The sequence below is a fragment of the Achromobacter sp. SD115 genome (assembly GCF_017355315.1).
Lineage (GTDB): Bacteria > Pseudomonadota > Gammaproteobacteria > Burkholderiales > Burkholderiaceae_B > Achromobacter > Achromobacter xylosoxidans_B.
In genome coordinates this window covers 1-20673 of record NZ_JADIJM010000008.1, presented here as the reverse complement: position 1 = coordinate 20673, position 20673 = coordinate 1, and the positions used below count along the sequence as shown (strand labels likewise).

Below are 20673 nucleotides of genomic sequence, written 5' to 3'. Positions count from 1 at the left end.
AACTTTCCCCGCGCTGCGCGTAGCTTCAGAAATAACGGGACGCCTGAATCCAGAAGCGAGGCTCCTGGTCGGCTTGCGTGGCCGGCAACCGGCGGCCCATCGGCCAAGCCACGGTCAGAGCCACTTGATGTCTGGAGCCGAACTGCGTGACGCCGAGGCCCGCGGCGCCCAGATCGATACGGTTGCCCTCTGAAGTCCAGCCGTATTTGTTGATGCGCACGCTGCCCTGGTCCGCGAATGCGCTCAGTTGCCAACCGGGAGCCAGCAGGTAACGCAATTCCGCGCTGGCCTGCCAGCCTTCATCGCCGCTGGCAGCTCCCAGCGGATAGGCGCGCACGCCGTAGGGGCCGCCCAGGCTGAACTTCTCCGAACTGTCCAGGTTCTTTGAAGCCCATTGCGCATCCACCCGGCCAAACAGCTGGAATCTTCCAGCGAGGTTCTGCAATCGGCTGGCGGACAGGTTGGTCCTGGCGAACCAGCCGGCCGTGCGCGTGGTCTGGCTGTCCGCGTACTCGGCTTGCGCGTCGCCCAGGCGCAATTGGCCACGGCCGTAGGCCAGATGCACGACAGTCTGTCCGCCGCCGAGCCACCCGTCTTCGCTACTGCCCGCCAAGGCTGCGGTCCATAGCCCAACGCGCTTGCGGCTGGTCAGTTCGAACAGGTCCATGCTGTCGGCCAGACGTTTGTGCTCGTACTGCAACTGCAGGCGCAGGCCGGCGCCGCGGCTGCGCACCAGCGGCTGCTGAATGAACACGGTCGAGACGTCGGCGCGGCCATGCGCCTCCAACAACTCGAAGTCCTTGCCCAGCTCGTAGTTCATGCGCGACATGCCGACGCCGAGGTGCGTGGACCAAGGGCCAAGCGGCAGCTGATAGGCCGCGTTGTAGTAGCGCTGTGCGCGATCGCTGCTCAACAGCCGCAGGTTGAGCTGGTCGCCCAGGCCCAGGGGACTGTTGACGCCGACGCTGCCGCTCAACCGGTACTCGCCGGTGTAGTAGCCGCCGAAATTGTCCGCATCCACACTGCCAAAGACGAGGGGCCCCGGGTCCGCGTCGACAAGCAGACAGGTAGTGCCTACCTGGGCGCCAGGCCGCAGCGTGCCTTTCACCGTCACGCCAGGCAGGTCGCTCAGCAACAGCAGCGCATGCTCCAGCTCGCGCGCCTGCACGGCCTCGCCCGGCCGCAGCGTGGCAAGCGGCTGCTCCAGCACCGCATTGCGGACCCTTGAACGGTTTTCCAGGCTGATCTCGCCATAGCTGCCCTCCAGCACCGCGATGCGGATAATGCCGGCGTCAACGTCCTGCGGTGGAAGGTAGGCGCGGGCCAGCACATAGCCCTTATCGTTGTAGTAGGCCGTGATGCGATCGGCAGCTGCGCGCAAGCCCGCAAGCGTCAGTTCCGCGCCTGTCAGATCGGCCAGCAGCGCCATCAGTACAGCTTCGTCGATGGCGTGATTGCCTTCCACGCGGAACTGCTTGACGACGACGGACAGGCCGCTGTCCTCCACGTCCGACTCGATCGCGGGCCGCTGCTGCGCAGGCAACTCTACGTCGGGAGCCGTCGTGGCGGCGGGCATGGCGGGCAACGCCGATTCCAGGTCGCGCATGGCGCGTCCCGCATCCGGGACCTGGGCCCAGGCGGCCCCCGCGGCGACCGCGCACAGGGCCAGTCCGCCGCGGCACATCGCAGCCCCGCTCGCGTACAGATTCCTATGCCAGCCGCCAACATGGCCTTGCCGCCTCTTTCCGGGTTGCCCGCCTTCCATTCCTCATCCTTTGCCGTCTTTCGGCCTGGGGAATACTCTTCCTCCCAGGCATTCGCCGTTTGCCTGCTCATGGCAGGTGGCGTTCATGTGGCGGGCAGAATACGCAGCGGGCGGGCGGCGGGCTTTGGGGGGAATACGAAACAGGGCTCGTATAACTACGATTTGACGTTCGGCGGCATGAGGCAGATCTAGGCGCTGGTCATTTTCGTACTTGTCCTATTCTTGGCGCCGCCAGCCAACGGTAGTATGTCGATGAACGGCATCAAGAGGCCTGCCGCGCCCACGTGACGCTTTATGCATAGGCCAAAGCTTTCGAGCCGCGAGCGGCCTTCGGCACGCTGACGGTTCCTTGGGCGGATCTTGGTTGAACGGGATAGAGAAAATGTGTCATAGCCGCATCCGGGTCATCGTCGCCGACGATCATCCCATCGTATCCTTGGGCGTAAGCCATGAGCTCGCCCGCGATCCCACCATCGAGGTCATCGGCTGTGCCCGCGACTCCACGGATCTGATGACGCTGCTGGAAGCGCAGCCTTGCGACGTGGTGGTCTCTGATTACACGATGCCCGGCGGCAAGCATGGCGATGGCCTGGGACTCATAGGCTTGCTACGCCGGCGCTTCCCACAGTTGCACGTCGCCGTGCTCACCATGGTCGATCATCCCACGCTGCTGCGAGCTCTGCTGACCGAGAAGAAACTCTGCATACTGAGCAAGGCCGACTCCACCCGCCACATTATCGAAGCGATACACGCCATGATGCGGGGTCGGACTTACTACTCTCCAACCATCAAGGACATGATCATCCGCGAATCGCTTTCCCCGGCGCAGCCGCGGCTCACGCGCCGCGAAGCGGAAATCGTCCGCCTGTTCTGCGCTGGCACCACCATCACCGAGATCTCGCGGATTTCGAGCCGCAGCGTACAGACGATCAGTTCGCAGAAACGCAGCGCGATGCGAAAGCTGGGCATAGCACGCGATGCGGATCTGATCCGTTATGGCAACACAGCCTCACTCGATCAGTTCTTGCTTCCGGAGACTTTCGCCAGCCCCCTTGACGATGCGTACGGACTGGGGTCCTGAGCGCCCTGGCTGCTCTTGAGGACGCGGCCAGATCCGTCTCTTGTGCAATGTCGACAACGCAGAACATCGCACCGCCAAACACTATCCGTTTGATCCATGTCAAACGGCCTGCCACGCCTGCGTGGCCGGCTGACGATGAAGAATGTTGAAGTAGTGACCAACAACCCACAGCGCCAGCATGTCCGTCGTGGCATATCGGTGCCGATCCGCTTCCCCCACACATCCCGTGATCCGCTTTCGCTACCGCCTGAGCCCCTCCCGGCTCGACACAGTGACGCGCTTTCGCCGCTATCAGCGCTGGCAGAGCCTGGGCGCAGGCATGCTGATAACCGCTGCAGTGCTGCTGACTTTCGGCCTGGAAGCGAAGTCCACTGCCGACAAGCACCTGGAGTATGTCCGCCAGTCCTTCATGGCCGAACACGCGGTGCTCATGAGAGAAATCCACACGCGCGAGAACGCTTTCCTGATCGCACTTGCGGGCGCGGAGCTGATGTGGCGGGAAGCAGGATCTTTCGACGCCGAACAGATCCAGAAGTACCGCAGCCAAGGGGAGGAGCTGTTGCTGGAGTCTGACCAGGACTCCCGGTCGCGGTGGATACTCGGGTCGGGCAGCGGCCGTGTCGCGAATACGGCAATAGGCAAGTTCTTGGGCGTAGCTGAACAGATCGGCCGCATGCCATCTGGCGCCGCCGCAGTCCGCGAGCGGGCGGCGGCGTCCTTCTTCTTTGGTGTCAACGGCAGCATCGCCGGCATCGTACCCGCTCCCGAAGAGGCCATCCGCGACAGGATCCTGGTGGACCGCGACCGGTATCTGGCGCTGCTGACCGGCGAAATCAGCCGCCGCATGCTGATCGCCACGGACGCGGGCACGGATACCTGGCGCGCCTTGCGCTGGATCCCTCCCTCCGCCAATCCGATCACGGGCAAGCAGGTACTCCGCATCGGCGGAACCATCCTGGAGAAGGGTGTGCCCGTCGCCGTGCTGGTGTCGGAGTATCCGCCCTTGCGACCCGGCGCATCGCAAGCGGCGAATCGGCTGGCAGGCGATTTCGCCATCATGTCCGCAGGCGGCCAACTCATCGCCGCGATGCAGGAGCCGGAATCCGACGCCATACAGAACGCGACGTCTGCCGCCGATCTCGCCGTCTTTCCAGCCGGAGCGCGCCAGGAAAGAACCCGCTCGGGACAGTTTTCGATTTCAGAGGGCCTGGGCCATACGGGTTGGATGCTGGTTTTCACCATGGATTGGAGCAGCATAGTCGCCGCGATAGGCGCGCAGCTGACCACGGCCACCGCCACGACGGCGGCGACGCTGGCGCTCATATGGGCTTTGCTCCTTTATTTCGAATTGCGGGTAGTACGGCCGCTGATGGACCGCTCCAGGCTGGCGTTGGAAAGCGAGCATCTCAACCGTACGCTTATCGAAACCGCACCCGTCGGTCTGGGCCTGATAGACGCCGCCAGCGGCAGTCCGCTGCTGCACAGCCCGACCATGGAGAAAATGACCTCGCGGGTAGGTGCGGGGAAATTCAGCCTGTCGGCGGAACTCGCCAACCGCTACCGGCGCCGCGCGGGCGAGGCTGCCGGCAAGCGCGACACGGATGTGATTGAGGAAGAGCTCTCGTTCGTGGCCCGCGACGGCCATCCCATCACCCTGTCGGTCAGCATGGCGGGCGCGCGCTACCGGGGCTCGAACGTCGTTGTGGCCGCGTTCATCGACGTCACCGAAAAATACCTGCTGGCGCAGCGCCTGCGCGAGGCGAAGGCCGCCGCCGACCGCGGCAATGCCGCCAAGTCGGCCTTCCTGGCCGCGATGAGCCACGAGATCCGTACGCCGCTGCATGCCATCCTGGGCCACCTGGAACTGCTTTCCCGCTCGGCCCTGGCTCCCGCTCAACGCACCCGGCTCGAAACGGTGCGTGCGTCGTCCGGCCTGCTGCTCGCCACGATCAGCGATGTCCTGGACTTCTCCAAGATCGAGGCCGGCGAACTCTCCCTGGAACGCACCGAGTTCGACCTGACCGAAATCGCATCGCGCGCCTTGTCCATGTTCGCACCCCAGGCCCAAGCCAAGGGATTGGACTTGCTGGGCGACCTGGGTTCCGCCCTGCAGATCCCCATGCAAGGAGACGCCACCCGGTTGGAACAGGTAATCCACAACCTGCTCTCCAATGCCATCAAGTTCACCGACCAGGGCAAGGTCGTACTGCGCGTCCGGACCGACTCGGCCGGCATCGCCATCGAGGTCGAGGACACCGGCATAGGCATGACCGAAGAACAGACGCAGAGTGTTTTCCGCGCCTTCAGCCAGGGCGACGCGACCATAGGCAGACGCTACGGCGGTACCGGCCTGGGACTGACCTTGTGCTGCCGGCTGGTGGACGCGATGGGCGGCTCCCTGTCGGTGCGCAGCGAACCTGGAGGCGGCAGCCTGTTTGCGTTCACCCTGCAACCAGGTATCGATGCCAGTGAAAACGACAGGCCATGGTTCGCCGGCGAACAGGTGTTGCTGCTGGCTGCGCGCGACAACTGCCGCCACCATCTGGAAACCGTCCTGCGCACCTGGGGACTGCGCGTCCACGCCCGCCGCCACCCGTCCGAGCTGGACGCGGACGCGCTGAACGAAGCGACGGTCCTCATCATCTGGGGGAACAAAGCGGACTGGCACCCCCAGGACGAAGACAGACTGCTGGACCAGTCTTCGTGGGTGATCGACTGCGGCATGCTGGGACCTGCCACGCCGCAGGACACAGGGCGCAAACTCAGCGTGTCCATGTACCGACTGCAGGGCCTGGCCTGGGCCCTGCGGCACGCACTGCAAGATACACCCCTGGCCACGGCGACGCCTGCGGCGGCACCGGCGCCGCCGCATCCAGGACGCTCGTTGCGGGTACTGGTGGCCGAAGACAACGCCGCCAATCGCGGCCTGTTCGAAGAGCAGTTCAAACTGCTGGGCTGCGAAGTCGATCTGGCGGAGGGCGGCGCGCAGGCTTGCGCGCTGCTGGCATCGCGCCGCTATGACGTGCTGGTGACCGATCTGGCGATGCCCGGCATGGACGGCTATGCGCTGGCCCGCCAAGCCCGCTCTATCCGGCCAGACATGCCCGTCATAGCCGCCACCGCCTGCGTGACCGAACACGAGCGGCAGCGCAGTGCCGAAGCCGGCATCGCACTGGTGCTGACCAAGCCTCTGCCGCTAGCCGAACTCGAACTCGCCTTGCTGGACGTGTGCGGACAAGCCGCGCCCGGCTTGCAGCGGTCCACGACCACTTCCGGCGGCCCGCAGGCCTTGACCGGCGGACGCGCCTTTCCACCCGCGTTGCTGCGCACCTTCGAGCAATCCTGCGCACAGTCCCTGGACACCATCAAGCGAGCCGCCAGGGATGAGGATAGCGACAGCCTGCGCGGCGAACTGCACGCCTTGCGCGGCATGCTGGCCATCTTCCGCCTGCCTGCGCTGGCCGCGCAATGCGCCCAGCTCGATGCGCGCCTGAACCAGTTGGCAGTCCGCGGCTCGGCGGAGGCGGTATCGGGCATCTGCGACGATGTGCTCGCAGCCGTGAAGAACGCCGTCGAGACAGCCGACGGCCAGCGGCCTACGGAACAGGCATGAACGTCCTTTCCGCACCGCGCGCTCAGGCGATGCCGGACGCCGGTACGCAAGGCTCGGGATTTCCGGCCTTGACACTCCATTTTCCCCGCCAGTATATTTATGAATGACGTTCATAATAGTGAACAATCAGCACTCTGACTAACGCGGCCGAAGGCCGCCAGGCAGAACAGCCACATGAGGCCTTATGAGTCCCACCGCATTCACCGAGGCAAGCCGCATCGTCAACCGCAGTCCCTTGAACCGATGGTTGGGCATGTCCGTACTGCGAGCCGATGACGACGGCATCACGCTCGGCATCCGCTGGCGCGAGGAACTCATTTCGAACCCGGACATCCGCTCGACACATGGCGGCATACTTGCGACGCTGATCGATGCCGCCGGCGACTATGCGGTCGCCCTGAAAGTGGGTGTTGCCGTCCCCACGATCGACATGCATGTGGACTTCCACCGCATGGCCAAGCCCGGCGACCTGCGGGCCGAAGGCCAGGTCATACACCTGGGCAGACGTTTCGCGACGGCGCATGCCCGCGTGCTGGACGCGGAGGGCAATCTCATCGCCAGCGGCCGCGCGCTCTACCTCGTGCCGGCGCCTGTCGGCGCGGCGCCCGGCGGCGAGACAACCCCGGCCAGTCAGGGAGAGGCATGATGGGTCCGCTCAAGGGAATCAAGGTCATCGAGTTCGCGGGCATAGGTCCCTGCCCGATGACCGCAATGCTGCTCGCGGACCTGGGCGCTACCGTGCTGCGCATAGACCGGCCGGAACCCCCATCGCTGGGCATCGAGCGCCCGCTCAGGTTCAACTTGCTGTTACGCAACCGCAAAGCCATCGCCCTGGACCTCAAGAGCGCCACGGCACGGGACCTGGTGCTGCGTCTCGTCGAAAGCGCCGACGCCTTGCTCGAGGGCTTCCGGCCCGGTGTGATGGAACGCCTGGGACTGGGGCCCGACTCCTGCCTGACTCGCAATCCGCGTCTGGTCTACGGCCGGATGACGGGTTGGGGCCAGACCGGGCCGCTGGCCCAGGTGGCCGGCCATGATCTCAATTACATCGGTCTGACCGGCGTGTTGCACGCCATGGGCCGCGAAGGCCAGCCTCCGACCCCGCCCCTGAATCTGGTGGGAGACTTCGGCGGCGGCGCGTTGTACCTGGCCCTGGGCGTACTCGCCGCCATCATCGAAGCGGTCCGGTCAGGACAGGGGCAGGTCGTCGATGCCGCCATCGTGGACGGCACGGCATCGCTCGCGACCTCCCTGTACGGCCTGCATGCGGCCGGGCTTTGGAACGACAAGCGTGGCCACAACATGCTGGATTCAGGCGCTTATTTCTATGACGTCTACGAGTGCGCCGATGGTAGGTGGATTTCCGTCGCGCCGCTGGAACGCAAGTTCCACGACAAGCTGCTCGAACTCATGGGCCTGGACCGTGAATCACTCGGCCGCCAAGCCGACCGCGACGGATGGCCGCTAGCCAGGTCCATCTTCGCCGACGCCTTCAGGAAGAAGACGCAGGCGCAGTGGTGCGAACTGCTCGGTACGACGGACGTATGCGTCGCACCGGTGCTATCGCTGGACCAGGCCGCCGAGCACCCTCATATGCGGGAGCGGGAGGTCTTGATCGAGGTCGACGGCGTCATGCAGCCGGCGCCTGCCCCGCGCTTCTCGCGCACGGCCCCGGAAAAGCCGACGCCGCCCGAGGCCGCCAGCGCCAGCACGATGGACGTGGCGCTGGCGGGATGGTTATCGCCCACCGAACAGACGCAATGGCGTAGTCAGCTGGAGGGGGCCTCAGTTGCCGGGCATATGCCGTAAGGTTGCGGACGCATCCGCGGCCACTTCCTGCAGCAACTGCCGCAAGGCCGGCAGCGACTGCACGAAACGGTCGCTGGGCGCCGCAATCATCAAGGCGTAGCTGGCCGTGCCGTCAGCCTTGACGATCGGCGCGGCGATGCCAGACGCGCCTGCAACCGCTTCACCCATGCTCACCGCAATTCCGCTAGCACGTATTTCCTGCAGCTGGGACTCGAAAGCCTCCTTGTCCGGCAGAGGCTTGCCAGTCATGGACTTGAGTTTTGCAGTCTTGAGGTATTTCTTTTGCCAAGCCTGGTCCTGAAACGCGAACAGCAGCTTGCCCGCGGCCGACACGTGCAACGGCCGCTTCGTGCCGATCGGCACCGAGTACCGGACCGGCTGCTTGCTATCGATGCCATCGATATAGGTAACCGTTTTCGCTTCCTTGTCGATCAGCGCCAGGAACACGCTTTCCTCACAACGCGCCGCCAGCTCCTCGACATAGGGCCGCAGGATCTTGGTGACACCCGCGCTGGCCAGCACCTCGGCCGACAACTGGAAGATGGATGGCCCCAGTTCGTAGCGTCCGGCCGCATGCATCAGGTACTTATGGGCCACCAAGGGCCGCAACAACAAGAGCAGGCTGCTCTTGGGCGCCTCGAGTTCGCTGCTCAGTTCCGCGAGCGTGGCGCCACCTGCACCGCGCGCCAGCACCTCAAAGATGCCGAGAATCCGCAGCAGGGAACGGGGCTCGGAAGTGGCGGGACTCGTTTCGGATCGGGTTTTCATGAATGGGTCAGATCAGCCTGGAGCAATGTGTATGCACTGCGTTCATATTCTCGAATGATACCTGTAAAAACGGCGCCACTTGAACCGGCGCAATGATCAAAAAGCAGCAAGAACAAGGAGACCCCAATGCAATCAGCACCCAAGGGCTGCGCGCCAGGCCAAGGCGCATTCCGCGCATACCAGATCCGGCGCGACGGCCCAATGACCTCCGGCCTAGCGTGCCTGGCCCTGGCCGATCTATCGCCGGGGGATGTGGTCATACGCACGGCGTACGCCGGCGTCAATTACAAGGATGCGCTGGCCACGACCGAGCACGGCAACGTCATCCGGAAGTTCCCGCGCGTCGCGGGCAGTGACGCCTCGGGATGGATCGTGGCATCCGGCGACCGCAGGTTCCGTGAAGGGGATGAAGTCGCCGTGCTTGGACGGGGCTTCGGCGTGGACCACGACGGCGGATTCTCGGAGTACTTGCGTGTCCCCGCGGACTGGGTCATCAAGCTACCCGGCGGGCTCGCATTGCGCGACGCCGCCACGCTCGGGATCGCCGGTTATACCGCCGCGCTCGCTGTCCACCTGCTGCAGGAGGCCCGCTGCCAGCCCGAACGGGGCGAAATCCTTGTCAATGGCGCGACCGGCGCTGTCTCGAGCATGGCCATCGAAATGCTGGCGCGGCTGCAATATCGGGTCGCAGCGGTCAGCGCCAAGCCTGGCCGCGCGGCCTATCTGCAAGCCCTGGGGGCCCAGGCCGTTCTAGGCGCCACGGATCTGGTCGACCAAGGCAGGCCGCTGGAGCCGGCCCGTTGGGCTGGCGCGCTGGATGCCCTGGGAGGCAAGCCGCTGGACCTGATGCTCCGGTCCACCATGCCGCGGGGATGCGTGGCGAGTTTCGGCAACGTGGCCGGCAACGAATTGTCCACCAGCGTGCTGCCCTTCATCCTGCGCGGTGTGCGCCTCATCGGTGTCAACCTGACCTACTACCTGGATCTGGAAGCCGAGCTTTGGGCTCGCCTCGCTGGCGACCTCAGACCGCAGCACACGCTGGAACAGGTGAAGACCATTACGCTCGATGAGCTTGCCCAACAACTTCAGCGCATGCTGGACGGTCGATCCTGGGGTAGGACCATCGTGGCATTTCCGGCCTGATCTCCGGTAACGACCGCAGGCCGCAACGTCCAGTGCGTTGCGGCCCGCTGCAATTGGCCTGACGTCAATCCAGCGTTACGCCGGCCTTCTTGATGACCTTGGCCAAGGCGTCAATCTCCTTGTTCAGGAACGCTCCATACTCCTGAGGTGTGGACGACGAGGCCTGCGCGCTCTGGTTGGCGAAATACGCCTGCACTTCCTTGTCCGCCAAGGCCTTTTCAATTGCGCCATTGAGTTTGACGACGATAGCCGGCGGCGTTGCGGCTGGCGCCATCACCCCGGACCATGCCGACATCTCCAGGCCTTTGGCCACCGTTGCATCCAACGTGGGCACATCCGGCAGGGTATCCAGCGGCGCCTTCGTCGCAACCGCCAGCGCCTTCAGGCGTCCCGACTTGACTGCGGGAATGGCGCCCGCCGAAGTCGCGAAGTAATAATCAACCATGCCAGCCATCAGGTCGACCAGAGCGGGCGCCTCGCCCTTGTAAGGGATATGCATGCCCTTGATGCCAACGGCATCCTCGAACGACAGCGCGGCCAGATGAGTCACATTGCCGTTGCCCGCCGACGCGTAGTTGAGCTTCCCGGGATTCGCCTTGGCGTAGGCCACCAGCTCCTCCACGGTCTTGAATGGCGACTTTGCCGGCACCACCAGCACAATCGGCAGGCTGGCCGTGAGCGCGACTGGCACAAGGTCCTTGCTCACGTCGTAGGACAGCCGTTTGCTGTAAAGCGCGGGACTCGACGCAATGGATGAGGTGTTGTACAGCAAGGTATAGCCGTCGCCCGCCGCCCGGCTGACTTCCTCGGCAGCAATGTTGCCGTTGGCGCCGGGCTTGTTATCGATCAACACGTTCGCACCCAGCGTGGCAGCCATGTGTTTCGCCAGCGCGCGCGCGATCGCATCGGTCCCCCCGCCGGCGGAAAATCCCAGAACGACCTTGATGGGTTTGGAAGGATAGTTTTCCTGGGCCATGGCGTCGGGCGCCGCCATGCCCGTCACGATCGCCAGAACAGCCGAGCCCGTGACGCCGGCCAGCCATGCGTATCCGCGACGGCGGCCGCCGGCCGCCCTGCGGGATTGCTTGCAGTGAATCATGCTTGTCTCCTGTTCCTGCCTTTCGGCCATGGGCGCTGCGCGCCCTGTTTTGCTGGCGGAATCTAGCCCGCCATGGTCAATCCGCCCGACACCGAAACAACCTGGCCGGTGATGAATGCCGCGTCGTCCGACGCCATGAAACACACCGCGCCAACCACATCGCCGGGCTGGCCAAGCCGACCGAACGGGATGGCCTTCTCCAGCGCGTTACGCAGCTTGGCGCCGCTTTCGCCTTCGCCAGCGAAATCACGGAAGAGCGGAGTGTCAGTCGGACCCGGGCAGACCACATTGACGTTGATCTGCTTGCGCGCAACCTCGCGCGCCATGGTCTTGGTGAACGCAATGATCCCGCCCTTGCAGGCCGAATACACCGATTCTCCGGAAGAACCGACGCGGCCGGCGTCGGACGCGATATTGACGATGCGCCCCTTGCCGCGGACGACCATGCCCTTGAGCACCGCGTGATGCAGGTTGATGGGGCCCTTCAGATTGATGTTGATGATCTTGTCCCACAGTTCCGGGTCCGTATCGAGGAACCGCGCGGCATGGTCCCAGCCCGCATTGTTGACCAGCACATCGACCGGGCCCTGCTCGCCCTCGACCCGAGCGACGGCGGCGACGATTCCGGCGTAGTCGGTGATGTCCACGCGATACGCGGATGCCTGGCCGCCTTTTTCCCGGAGGCGCGCGGCGACCTGCTCCGCCCCTTCGGCGTTCAAGTCGAATATGGCGACCTTGGCGCCTTCCTCGGCAAAGCGTTCGCACAGCGCGGCACCGATGCCTCCGCTGCCGCCCGTGACGATCACAACCTTTTCTTTCAGGCCCTTCATGGTTTATCTCCTGGCTAGTCTTAGTTACGGCACTTGATCATGCGCAGGGGGGTGTAAGTCATAACGACCGTGCCATCCTGCTTGACCACTTTGTTGAAGGTACGCACCAGGCCCCGCCCCGGGCGGCTGTTGGACAGGCGCGCTTCTATCACCTCGCACTCGACGTGGATGGTGTCGCCGACGAAAGCCGGGCCTTTCATATCCAGTTCCATGTTCAGAAAGGCGTAGCCCGTCTTCTGCATGGTCGATTGAGTCAACAACCCTTCCGAGATGCCATACACGAACGATCCAGGCGCGAAGCGGCCCTTGATGTCGGATTCGTTCTTGACGAATTCCATGTCGGTGAACAACACCTCGGTCATATGTATGCAGTTGATGAAGGCGCATACGTCCGCATCCTGGATAGTGCGTCCCAGCGTCTTGAACTTGCGTCCGACCGGCAGGTCTTCGAAGTACATGCCCAGGCCTACGGTTTCGATCTCTTCGCGGTTCATCGCGGTCTCCTTGTGTGTGTCTTTACTTGCGGGCTGGACGGCCCAACAGACTGTTAGAAATGATGTTGCGTTGGATCTGGTTGGTGCCCTCGATGATCTGCAACACCTTGGCATCCCTGAAATAGCGGTTGATCGGATACTCCGACGAGATTCCCGCCGCACCGAACAGCTGCACGGCATCGGTCGCGACCTTCATGGCCGTGTCGCTGGCAAAGCATTTCGCCATCGCCGCCACCGGGGCCAGGGCCGCCGCCGGCGCGCCGCCATCCACCAGCGAGGCAGCGCGGTAGACCAGTTGGCGCGCGGCTTCAGTCTGCATCGCCATGTCGGCCAGCATCCAGCGCACGCCCTGGAATTCACTGACTTGTTGGCCGAATGCCGTGCGATTGGTGACGAATTCGATTGCGTGGTCCAGTGCGCCCTGGGCCAGGCCAACGCCGCGCGCCCCGATCAGCGGACGGCTGGCGTTGAACGCCTCCATTACCGCCCTGAATCCACCGCCCAGCATGTTCGCGTCTGGCACAAGCACGTTATCGAGAAACAATGGGCAGGACGGCACGCCGCGCGCGCCCATTTTTTCTTCCTTGCGCCCGACCTGCAGGCCGGGCGTACCTCTCTCGACGATGAACAGGCTGATTCCGTCTTTGCCGTCTTCGCGGTACTTTGCCGCCACCAGGATGAAGTCCGCGATGTCCGAATTGGTGCACCAGATCTTGGCGCCGTTCAGCAGGAAGCCACCGTCGACTTTCTCGGCGCGGGTCTTGATGCCGCTGACGTCCGAACCGCTTTGGGCCTCGGTGGTGGAGAAGGCGCCGCGCAGGTCGCCACTGGCCAGGCCGGGCAGCAGCCGCGCCTTCTGCTCCTCCGTACCGCCATGCAGGATGGCGCCGAACGGCACCCACTGGACCAGCAGCAGGTAGGCGGTGTTGTAGCAAACGCGACCGAACTCTTCGATTGCCAGGCATGCCGACAACATGCTGCCCGCCCCGCCATACTGCTCGGGGAACGGGAGAGTGAACAGTCCAAGCTCTTTGAGCAGGGCATACATGTCATGGGGATACTCGGCGCTGCTGTCGATCTCGTTGGCTCGCGGCGCGACCTTTTCTCGCGCCACGCGCCTGATGAGATCCTGTATCTGCAGCTGGTCGTCGTTCAAAGCGTATTGGCTGTCGTGCATGGGATGTTCCTGATCTCGATGATTCGTGTTGCTTCCAGCGCCTCGATGTCGGCGCCGGACTTGTTGAGCAGCGATGCGAGCACCTCGGCGGTATGTTGTCCGCGCAATGGAGGGGGATACCGGTACTCCACCGGCGTGCCGGACAAACGGATCGGATTCGCGACCATGCCCACCGTCGTGCCCCCAGGGTGAGGCATGTCCACGCGCAGGCCGCGATGTATTACCTGCGGATGCTCGAATACCTGCGCATAGTTGTTGATGGAGCCGTTCGGGACTTCAGAGTTGGCAAGCAGGGCCAGCCAATGTCTGGACGGCTGCGTCCTGAACAGCTCTTCCAACGCGCCCACCAGGGCGGCGCGGTTGATGTTGCGGCCGGGCATGTCCGCGAAACGCGGATCGCGGAGCATTTCAGGCATGCCTATCAGTTCGCACAATCTGCGGAACTGGCCGTCGTTGCCGCAGCCAATGATGATGTGCCCGTCTGCCGTGGGAAAGGTTTGGTAAGGCGCGAGGTTAGGATGCTCGTTGCCCCAGCGGCGTGGAATCGCCCCACTGGCGAAATAGCTGGCTATCTGGTTGGCCCCGAAATTGACGACCGTATCCAGCAGCGCGACGTCGATATGCTGGCCAACGCCGGTCGCGTGCCGGCTCTCGATGGCCGAAAGTATGCCTATGGTGGCGTTCAAGCCGGTCAGCACGTCGGCGACGGCAATGGCCGATTTCATCGGACCGCCACCCGGCTTGTCGTCGCGCTCGCCGGTGATGCTCATCAGCCCGCCTTCGCCCTGGAAAATGAAGTCGTAGCCCGGCAAGTGCGCGCACGGCCCGTCCTGCCCATAGCCTGTGATGGAGCAATAGACCAGGCGCGGATTCACTTCGCGCAAGTGGGTGTACGACAGACCGTACCGGGCCAGGTCCCCGACCTTGTAGTTTTCCACCAGCACGTCGCACTGGCGCGCGAGTTCGCGCACCAGTTCCTGCCCCTGCACGGTCGAGATGTCGATGGCGACGGAGCGCTTGTTGCGATTGGCGGACGTGAAGTAGGCCGAGTCGCCCACGCGCTCGCCGCCGTCATTCTCAATCCAGGGCGGCCCCCAGTGTCGGGTGTCGTCACCCAGCACCGGGCGCTCCACCTTGATGACATCGGCCCCCAGGTCGGCCAGCATCTGCGTGCACCAGGGCCCGGCCAGCACGCGGGTCAGGTCCAGCACGCGCAAGTGAGAGAGAGATCCTGCCATATGCCCAGCCTCAGATGTAAAATCGTTCATATTTATGAATGATGTTTATTATTTTATATTCCACGGTGCTGATGGACAATCAAATTCTGGTTCTTTTCTGCCCATATATATCAATATCATGATACATATGGGCGTATTGCTGGGCCAAAACGGCAAGAACAGGGAATGATTTCCTTCAGCCCGACCAACCGGCGCGCGGCATCAATCCAGCTTAATGCCCGAGGTTTGCACCACTTCTTTCCAGCGATCGATTTCGGCTTGCAGGAAGCTCCGGAACTCCTGCGGCGAGGTCGCCTTGGGCACCGCCCCCTGCGCCGCCAATTGGGCGCTCACCTTGGGGTCGCTCAACGCCTTCGCGTAGGCCTGGTTCAAGCGGGCGATGACTTCCGGCGGCGTTCCCGCAGGCGCCATCAAGGCTTGCCAGGCGCCCATCTGGAAGCCGGGCAGGATCGCCTCCGACGCAGTGGGCACATCGGGCAGCAGGCGCGACCGGTCCTTGCCAGTCACCACGAGCGCCTTGACCCGTCCGTCCCGGACGTAGGGATAGGCCGAATTGATAGGGTCTGCAAACAGGTCGAGACGCCCGGCGATGAAGTCGGGGAATGCCCCCGCCCCGCCTTTGTAGGGAATGTGCGTAGCCTCGATTCCCGCCGCCTGCAGCAGCACGAACATGGCCAGATGCGTCAAATTTCCCGTGCCTGACGAGCCGTAATTCAGCTTGCCGGGATGTTTCTGCGCATAGACCTTCAGGTCCTGCACGTTCGCCACGCCCAGGAGGTTGCTGGCCATTACCAGCAAGGGCTGATCGATCAGCAAGGAAACCGGGGCCAGATTCTTGTCCAGGTTGTATGAGACTTTCTGGCCGAATGCAGCCGTGAAGCCCAGCGCGGATGTGCTGTGCAAGAGCGTGTAGCCGTCGGGCGCCGCCTGGGCCACGGCTTCGGCGCCGATATTGCCATTGGCTCCCGGACGGTTCTCAACCACCACGGGCACTCCCAGTTCGCCCGACACCTGGGCGGCCAACAGGCGTGCTACCTGGTCAGTAGCGCCGCCCGGCGCGAACGGAACGATTACCCGGATGGGCTTGGCGGGAAAGGCCGGCTGAGCGCCAGCCGCACCGGTACCAAGGATCAGACTGCTGGCGAGCGCGGCCGCCAGTGTGCGCAACAGTTTCATGGTTGTCTCCTCCGCATGCCGGCTCCCAGACCGGGCACATTCCCGCCTGTCGCCATGCGTCTTCTCTTTCGTTCACTTATATGAACGATGTTCATAATTATATGTTCGTGATCTCGCAAAAGGCAATTTTTCCTTTACAACCGCTCCGCATTTAAATCATGATGTTGATATAAATTCAAAACTGGAGACATACATGACCGTTGCGACAGAGTTTCGCGATCAAGTGGCCGTGATCAAGCTGAACCGTCCGCAGGCCCTCAATGCACTGAACGAGCAAATGCTCGCCGACCTGCGCACAGCGGTGGACGACGCGGAGGCTTGCGGCTGCCGCGCCATGGTGTTTACCGGCGCGGGCGACAAAGCGCTGTGCGCCGGCGCGGACATCGCGCAACTCCAGGCCCGCGCGCCCGCTACGCATCGCGCGAACCTCGGCCAGGCGCAGGCCCTCTTCAATCGCATCCAGCAATCAGCCCTGCCCAGCGTGGCGGTCATACACGGATTTGCGTTCGGCGGCGGACTGGAACTGGCGCTTGCCTGCACCTTCCGCATCGCCACGGCCGAGGCCAGGATGGCATTGCCCGAGGTCAAGCTTGGCCTCATCCCTGGTTATGGCGGCACCCAACGCCTGCCCCGCCTGATAGGCGAGGCCCGCGCGGCGGAACTGATTCTCTCCGGCCGGGCCGTCGACGCCGAGGAAGCCCTGCTTATCGGCCTGATCAACCGCATCATGGACGGCGGCGATCCGGCGGACTTGGGACGCGCCTTCCTGGAACCCATGATCAGGCACAGCAAGGTCGCGACCGCCATGGCGCGCGAAGCCATGCGCCGCGGCCTGGACGGCACGCTGGCGCCTGGGCTGGCCATAGAAGCCGACATGTTCGCGCTCTGCGTGCGGTCGCACGACGCGAGCGAGGGCATGGCCGCCTTCCTGGCCAAGCGGCCTGCCCGGTTCACCGATAGCTGACACGCGTCCGCCCCGCCCATCCCCAGCCTTCCGAAAATCCGGGCAAATCATGCACACCTACCCCAACCTGCTTGAACCCTATGACTTCGGCTTTCTCGCCTTGCGCAACCGGATGATCATGGGCGCCATGCACACCCGAATCGAGACCCTGGATAAGCCATTGGCACGACAGGTGCAGTTCTTCCGTGAACGCGCGCGCGGCGAAGTCGGCCTGATACTCACCGGGGGATACGCGCCGAACCTGGCAGGCCGGATGGAGGAAGACGCGCCCGTGCTCGAGCACCCGGAGCAGTTGGCGCCGCATATGGCCATCACGCGGGCCGTGCACGAGGAAGGCGGCAGGATCGTGCTGCAGATCCTGCATGCTGGACGCTATGCCAAGCACCCCTTGTGCGTCGGTCCCACAGCGCTACGCGCGCCCATCAATCGCCATACGCCTCGCGCGTTGACGCCGGAAGGCATTGCTCAGACCGTGCAGGCGATAGCCCATACCGCGCGGCTCGCCCAAGAGGCGGGCTACGACGGCGTGGAGATCATGGGCTCCGAAGGCTATCTGCTCAATGAGTTCACGAGCCCATGCACCAACCTGCGCGGCGACGCCTACGGCGGCAGCTTCGAGAATCGCATCCGCTTTCCCATTGAATCCGTAGCGGCCGTGCGCGCCGCCGTCGGCGCCCGCTTCCTGCTCATCTACCGGATCTCGGCCATAGACCTGGTGCCAGACGGGCTTACGGGCGCCGAGACCGCGCAGCTTGCGCAGCGCCTGCAGCAAGCCGGCGTCGACATGCTCAATACTGGCGTCGGTTGGCACGAGTCGTCCATCCCCACTATTGCGGCGTCCGTCCCGCGAGCTGCCTGGGGGTTCGCCGTCCGCAACATCAAGCGCGCGGTTTCCATTCCCGTCATTGCTTCCAACCGCATCAGCACGCCCGAAGTCGGCGAGCGCCTGCTGACTGGCGGCACCGCCGACTTCGTGTCAATGGCGAGGCCTCTGCTTGCCGATCCCGAATTCGCCGCCAAGACGCGCCAGGGCCGCGCCGACCTCATCAATAGCTGTATCGCCTGCAACCAGGCGTGCCTGGACCGTATCTTCACCGAGCGCGCAGCATCGTGTCTGGTCAACCCCCGCGCCGGGCGCGAACTCGACTACCCGGCGGGCCGGGCCGCGACGCCGCGCCACATCGCGGTGGCGGGCGGCGGTGCCGCCGGCATGGCCTTCGCCGTCTACGCGGCCGAACGTGGCCACAAGGTTGTGCTGTACGAGGCGGGACAGGACCTGGGCGGCTTGCTGAACCTGGCCCGCCGCATACCGGGAAAAACCGAATTCAATGAAACGCTGCGGTACTTCCAGGCGAGGCTCGCGGAACTCGGTGTGACCGTCGCGCTGGGCTGCCGGGTCACTGCCGCAGAATTGCAAGCGGGAGGATATGACGCCGTCGTCGTGGCCACGGGCGTGACGCCGCGCTTGCCCGACATTGACGGCATCGGTCATCCGAAAGTCGCCTTCTACGACGAAGTCCTGTCGGGACGTCGCCGCGTCGGCGCTCGCGTGGCCCTCATCGGCGCCGGGGGGATTGCCTTCGATATCGCGGAATTCCTCCTGGGCGACACAGAGGAATCGCTGTCACCCGAACGGTTCCGGCAGCACTGGGGCATCGACGCATCCTTGGAAAACCCCGGCGGCATGAAGCACATTTCGCCACGCGCGCCGCGGCGGGTCATCCACATGCTGCAGCGCAGCCCCGACAAGCCGGGCGCGCGCCTGGGTAAAAGCACCGGCTGGATCCTCAAGACCCGCCTGAAGCGCGCTGGCGTTCAGATGATTTCCGGCGCCAGCTATCACCGCATCGACGACCTTGGCCTGACCTACTCCAGTCATGGCGTCACGGAAATACTTCCGGTGGATGACGTCATCGTATGCGCGGGCCAGATAGCGCAGGACGAACTGAGCCGGGCCCTGGCCGGCTCCGGCGTGCGCGTGGAAACCATAGGAGGCGCGCGGCACGCGGCTGAACTCGATGCCGCGCGCGCCATCGAGGAGGCGCTGAGGCTGGCCCATGCCTTCTGACCGAAATCTCGCTGTTCGCGGGAATCCCTCCCGCCACGACTCCGCCGCCGGCTATCGCCGCGGCTTCTTATCCCCTCACTACAGGAATTGCCGACCATGAACGACCGTTATGCCTCCTACACCCGGCTCAAGTTCGACCGGCCGCACCCCCGCGTACTGCGCATCACCCTGGCCTCGCCGCTCAAGATGGGCGCCATGGACGCAGCCATGCACCGCGAAGTTTCCCAGATCTGGCGGGACGTGGATGCCGACCCCACGGTCTCGGCCATTCTGCTGACCGGAGAAGGCCGCACCTTCTCCGCCGGCGGCGATCTCAATCATGAACGCCATGGCGCCGACGACTACGACACCCGCATGCAGACGATGAAGGAAGCGCGCGACATCGTCTACGGCATGATCAATTGCTCCAAGCCCATCGTGAGCGCAGCGCGCGGCTGGGCCGTTGGCGCCGGCCTCGCGTGCGTGGTCCTCGCCGACATTTCCATCGCATCCAAGGACGCCCGCTTCTCCGACGGACACATGAAAATCGGCGTGGCCGCCGGCGACCACGCCACCATCATCTGGCCGCTGCTGTGCGGCATGGCCAAGGCAAAATACTATCTGCTCACCGCGGACAGCTTCACGGGCGAAGAAGCCGAGCGCATGAATCTCATCTCTCTCGCGCTGGACGACTCGGAGGTCGAAGCCAAAGCCGTCGAGCTCGCATCCCGGCTGGCCGATGGCGCGCCTGGCGCCATCCGCTGGACCAAGCACGCGCTGAACAACTGGCTGCGGCAGGCCGGCCCGATCTTCGACGCGTCGCTGGCGATGGAGTTCATCGGCATGGCCAGCCCGGAAGGCAAGGAGGGCATGGATGCCTTCCTGCAGAAGCGGCCGCCCCAGTTCCCGGTCGAAACCCTCTTCTAGGAAGCGTGCCCGGCAAGGCCATGAGGTAATCTCGCTTTCATTCATCTGTTGCAAGGGCGACAACATCGTGGCAAACAAATCAGGCGCCGAGATCCACAATCGGTTGTTCTTCCGTCTGTTCCAACTGGGCAACTCCCTGCAGCGCCAAGCGAGCAACGAGCTCGGCATCAGCACCGTGCAGTGGGCCGTGCTGGGCGCGCTGACTCGACCCCAGGCGGCAGACGGCATGACCTTCGGCGAACTGGCCGACTATCTCGTGGTCAGCCGGCAAAGCCTGGACGGCGTGCTCAAGCGCCTGGAACGCGAAGGCCATGTGCGCCGGGTTCCCGACAAGAATGACCGGCGCGCGCGCGTCGTCATTCTGTTGCCGGCCGGCCAGCGCTTCTGGGACGAGATCCAGCCCAACATCTACGAGTTTTACCGGCAAGCGATGAAGAGCTTTCAATTCGACGATAGCGTGACCTTCCTGCATTACCTGAATCGGCTGCAGCACGACATCGCCGAGGTAGAACTCTGACGCCTGTCTATCGCATAGGAAACCC

General features: G+C 64.1%; 17 protein-coding genes. 9 read left to right on the top strand and 8 right to left on the bottom strand.

Annotation, left to right across the window (positions count from 1 at the left end):
• Nucleotides 1-25: 25 nt before the first annotated feature.
• A complete protein-coding gene (locus IPU70_RS13210) occupies nucleotides 26-1606 on the bottom strand; it encodes a ShlB/FhaC/HecB family hemolysin secretion/activation protein (RefSeq protein ID WP_242702482.1) in 1581 nt (526 codons plus the stop codon).
• Nucleotides 1607-2147: 541 nt separating this feature from the next.
• On the opposite strand from IPU70_RS13210, the gene IPU70_RS13205 reads away from it, so the two are divergent.
• From IPU70_RS13205 to IPU70_RS13190, 4 genes are all read left to right on the top strand, one after another.
• Nucleotides 2148-2846 (top strand): response regulator transcription factor, encoded by a 699-nt coding sequence (locus IPU70_RS13205; RefSeq protein WP_207467865.1) that lies wholly within the window; start codon nucleotides 2148-2150, stop codon nucleotides 2844-2846.
• Between the two features lie 319 nt (nucleotides 2847-3165).
• Nucleotides 3166-6459: a hybrid sensor histidine kinase/response regulator gene (locus tag IPU70_RS13200; RefSeq protein WP_207467864.1), complete on the top strand. Its 3294-nt coding sequence runs from the start codon at nucleotides 3166-3168 to the stop codon at nucleotides 6457-6459.
• A gap of 184 nt (nucleotides 6460-6643) precedes the next feature.
• Nucleotides 6644-7105: a PaaI family thioesterase gene (locus IPU70_RS13195; protein ID WP_207467862.1), complete on the top strand. Its 462-nt coding sequence runs from the start codon at nucleotides 6644-6646 to the stop codon at nucleotides 7103-7105.
• Nucleotides 7105-8268, top strand: a complete 1164-nt coding sequence (locus IPU70_RS13190; protein ID WP_305827151.1) for a CaiB/BaiF CoA-transferase family protein — start codon at nucleotides 7105-7107, stop codon at nucleotides 8266-8268. Before IPU70_RS13195 ends, IPU70_RS13190 begins: the two co-directional genes overlap by 1 nt.
• Here the strand turns inward: IPU70_RS13190 and IPU70_RS13185 are convergent.
• On the bottom strand, nucleotides 8245-9036 hold the full coding sequence (locus tag IPU70_RS13185) for an IclR family transcriptional regulator (RefSeq protein WP_207467860.1): 792 nt from the start codon (nucleotides 9034-9036) through the stop codon (nucleotides 8245-8247). The genes IPU70_RS13190 and IPU70_RS13185 overlap by 24 nt on opposite strands.
• 126 nt (nucleotides 9037-9162) lie before the next feature.
• Here IPU70_RS13185 and IPU70_RS13180 point away from each other — a divergent pair, with 126 nt between their 5' ends.
• The gene (locus IPU70_RS13180; RefSeq protein WP_207467859.1) at nucleotides 9163-10179 is read left to right on the top strand and encodes an acryloyl-CoA reductase; all 1017 of its coding nucleotides are present in this window, start codon (nucleotides 9163-9165) and stop codon (nucleotides 10177-10179) included.
• A gap of 64 nt (nucleotides 10180-10243) precedes the next feature.
• Here the strand turns inward: IPU70_RS13180 and IPU70_RS13175 are convergent, their stop codons facing one another.
• The 6 genes from IPU70_RS13175 to IPU70_RS13150 form a co-directional block, all read right to left on the bottom strand.
• On the bottom strand, nucleotides 10244-11278 hold the full coding sequence (locus tag IPU70_RS13175) for a tripartite tricarboxylate transporter substrate binding protein (RefSeq protein ID WP_207468128.1): 1035 nt from the start codon (nucleotides 11276-11278) through the stop codon (nucleotides 10244-10246).
• A gap of 62 nt (nucleotides 11279-11340) precedes the next feature.
• Entirely contained in the window at nucleotides 11341-12108 is a 768-nt protein-coding gene (locus tag IPU70_RS13170) for a glucose 1-dehydrogenase (RefSeq protein ID WP_207467858.1), read from the bottom strand.
• A gap of 20 nt (nucleotides 12109-12128) precedes the next feature.
• Complete coding sequence (locus tag IPU70_RS13165) at nucleotides 12129-12602, bottom strand: MaoC family dehydratase N-terminal domain-containing protein (protein ID WP_207467857.1); 474 nt, start codon at nucleotides 12600-12602, stop codon at nucleotides 12129-12131.
• 22 nt (nucleotides 12603-12624) lie between these two features.
• A complete protein-coding gene (locus IPU70_RS13160; protein WP_207467856.1) occupies nucleotides 12625-13779 on the bottom strand; it encodes an acyl-CoA dehydrogenase family protein in 1155 nt (384 codons plus the stop codon).
• Nucleotides 13755-15017: a CaiB/BaiF CoA-transferase family protein gene (locus tag IPU70_RS13155; protein ID WP_207467854.1), complete on the bottom strand. Its 1263-nt coding sequence runs from the start codon at nucleotides 15015-15017 to the stop codon at nucleotides 13755-13757. Before IPU70_RS13155 ends, IPU70_RS13160 begins: the two co-directional genes overlap by 25 nt.
• Nucleotides 15018-15218: 201 nt before the next feature.
• Nucleotides 15219-16193, bottom strand: coding sequence for a tripartite tricarboxylate transporter substrate binding protein (locus IPU70_RS13150; RefSeq protein ID WP_207467853.1), 975 nt, complete (start codon nucleotides 16191-16193; stop codon nucleotides 15219-15221).
• Nucleotides 16194-16386: 193 nt separating this feature from the next.
• Here IPU70_RS13150 and IPU70_RS13145 point away from each other — a divergent pair, with 193 nt between their 5' ends.
• The 4 genes from IPU70_RS13145 (at nucleotide 16387) to IPU70_RS13130 (ending at nucleotide 20648) form a co-directional block, all read left to right on the top strand.
• Nucleotides 16387-17157 carry an enoyl-CoA hydratase/isomerase family protein gene (locus IPU70_RS13145; protein ID WP_207467852.1) on the top strand — a complete coding sequence of 257 codons (771 nt, stop codon included), beginning with the start codon at nucleotides 16387-16389 and terminating at the stop codon, nucleotides 17155-17157.
• A gap of 49 nt (nucleotides 17158-17206) precedes the next feature.
• On the top strand, nucleotides 17207-19225 hold the full coding sequence (locus IPU70_RS13140) for an NADPH-dependent 2,4-dienoyl-CoA reductase (protein WP_207467851.1): 2019 nt from the start codon (nucleotides 17207-17209) through the stop codon (nucleotides 19223-19225).
• A gap of 96 nt (nucleotides 19226-19321) precedes the next feature.
• Complete coding sequence (locus tag IPU70_RS13135; protein ID WP_207467850.1) at nucleotides 19322-20131, top strand: enoyl-CoA hydratase/isomerase family protein; 810 nt, start codon at nucleotides 19322-19324, stop codon at nucleotides 20129-20131.
• A gap of 67 nt (nucleotides 20132-20198) precedes the next feature.
• Complete coding sequence (locus IPU70_RS13130) at nucleotides 20199-20648, top strand: MarR family transcriptional regulator (protein ID WP_207467849.1); 450 nt, start codon at nucleotides 20199-20201, stop codon at nucleotides 20646-20648.
• Nucleotides 20649-20673 lie beyond the last annotated feature (25 nt).

Excerpts from the sequence above, each read along its gene's own strand:
- IPU70_RS13210 (WP_242702482.1), bottom strand. The coding sequence starts at position 1,606 with ATGCGCGACCTGGAATCGGCGTTGCCCGCCATGCCCGCCGCCACGACG.
- IPU70_RS13205 (WP_207467865.1), top strand. The coding sequence starts at position 2,148 with ATGTGTCATAGCCGCATCCGGGTCATCGTCGCCGACGATCATCCCATC.
- IPU70_RS13200 (WP_207467864.1), top strand. The coding sequence starts at position 3,166 with ATGCTGATAACCGCTGCAGTGCTGCTGACTTTCGGCCTGGAAGCGAAG.
- IPU70_RS13195 (WP_207467862.1), top strand. The coding sequence starts at position 6,644 with ATGAGTCCCACCGCATTCACCGAGGCAAGCCGCATCGTCAACCGCAGT.
- IPU70_RS13190 (WP_305827151.1), top strand. The coding sequence starts at position 7,105 with ATGGGTCCGCTCAAGGGAATCAAGGTCATCGAGTTCGCGGGCATAGGT.
- IPU70_RS13185 (WP_207467860.1), bottom strand. The coding sequence starts at position 9,036 with ATGAAAACCCGATCCGAAACGAGTCCCGCCACTTCCGAGCCCCGTTCC.
- IPU70_RS13180 (WP_207467859.1), top strand. The coding sequence starts at position 9,163 with ATGCAATCAGCACCCAAGGGCTGCGCGCCAGGCCAAGGCGCATTCCGC.
- IPU70_RS13175 (WP_207468128.1), bottom strand. The coding sequence starts at position 11,278 with ATGATTCACTGCAAGCAATCCCGCAGGGCGGCCGGCGGCCGCCGTCGC.
- IPU70_RS13170 (WP_207467858.1), bottom strand. The coding sequence starts at position 12,108 with ATGAAGGGCCTGAAAGAAAAGGTTGTGATCGTCACGGGCGGCAGCGGA.
- IPU70_RS13165 (WP_207467857.1), bottom strand. The coding sequence starts at position 12,602 with ATGAACCGCGAAGAGATCGAAACCGTAGGCCTGGGCATGTACTTCGAA.
- IPU70_RS13160 (WP_207467856.1), bottom strand. The coding sequence starts at position 13,779 with ATGCACGACAGCCAATACGCTTTGAACGACGACCAGCTGCAGATACAG.
- IPU70_RS13155 (WP_207467854.1), bottom strand. The coding sequence starts at position 15,017 with ATGGCAGGATCTCTCTCTCACTTGCGCGTGCTGGACCTGACCCGCGTG.
- IPU70_RS13150 (WP_207467853.1), bottom strand. The coding sequence starts at position 16,193 with ATGAAACTGTTGCGCACACTGGCGGCCGCGCTCGCCAGCAGTCTGATC.
- IPU70_RS13145 (WP_207467852.1), top strand. The coding sequence starts at position 16,387 with ATGACCGTTGCGACAGAGTTTCGCGATCAAGTGGCCGTGATCAAGCTG.
- IPU70_RS13140 (WP_207467851.1), top strand. The coding sequence starts at position 17,207 with ATGCACACCTACCCCAACCTGCTTGAACCCTATGACTTCGGCTTTCTC.
- IPU70_RS13135 (WP_207467850.1), top strand. The coding sequence starts at position 19,322 with ATGAACGACCGTTATGCCTCCTACACCCGGCTCAAGTTCGACCGGCCG.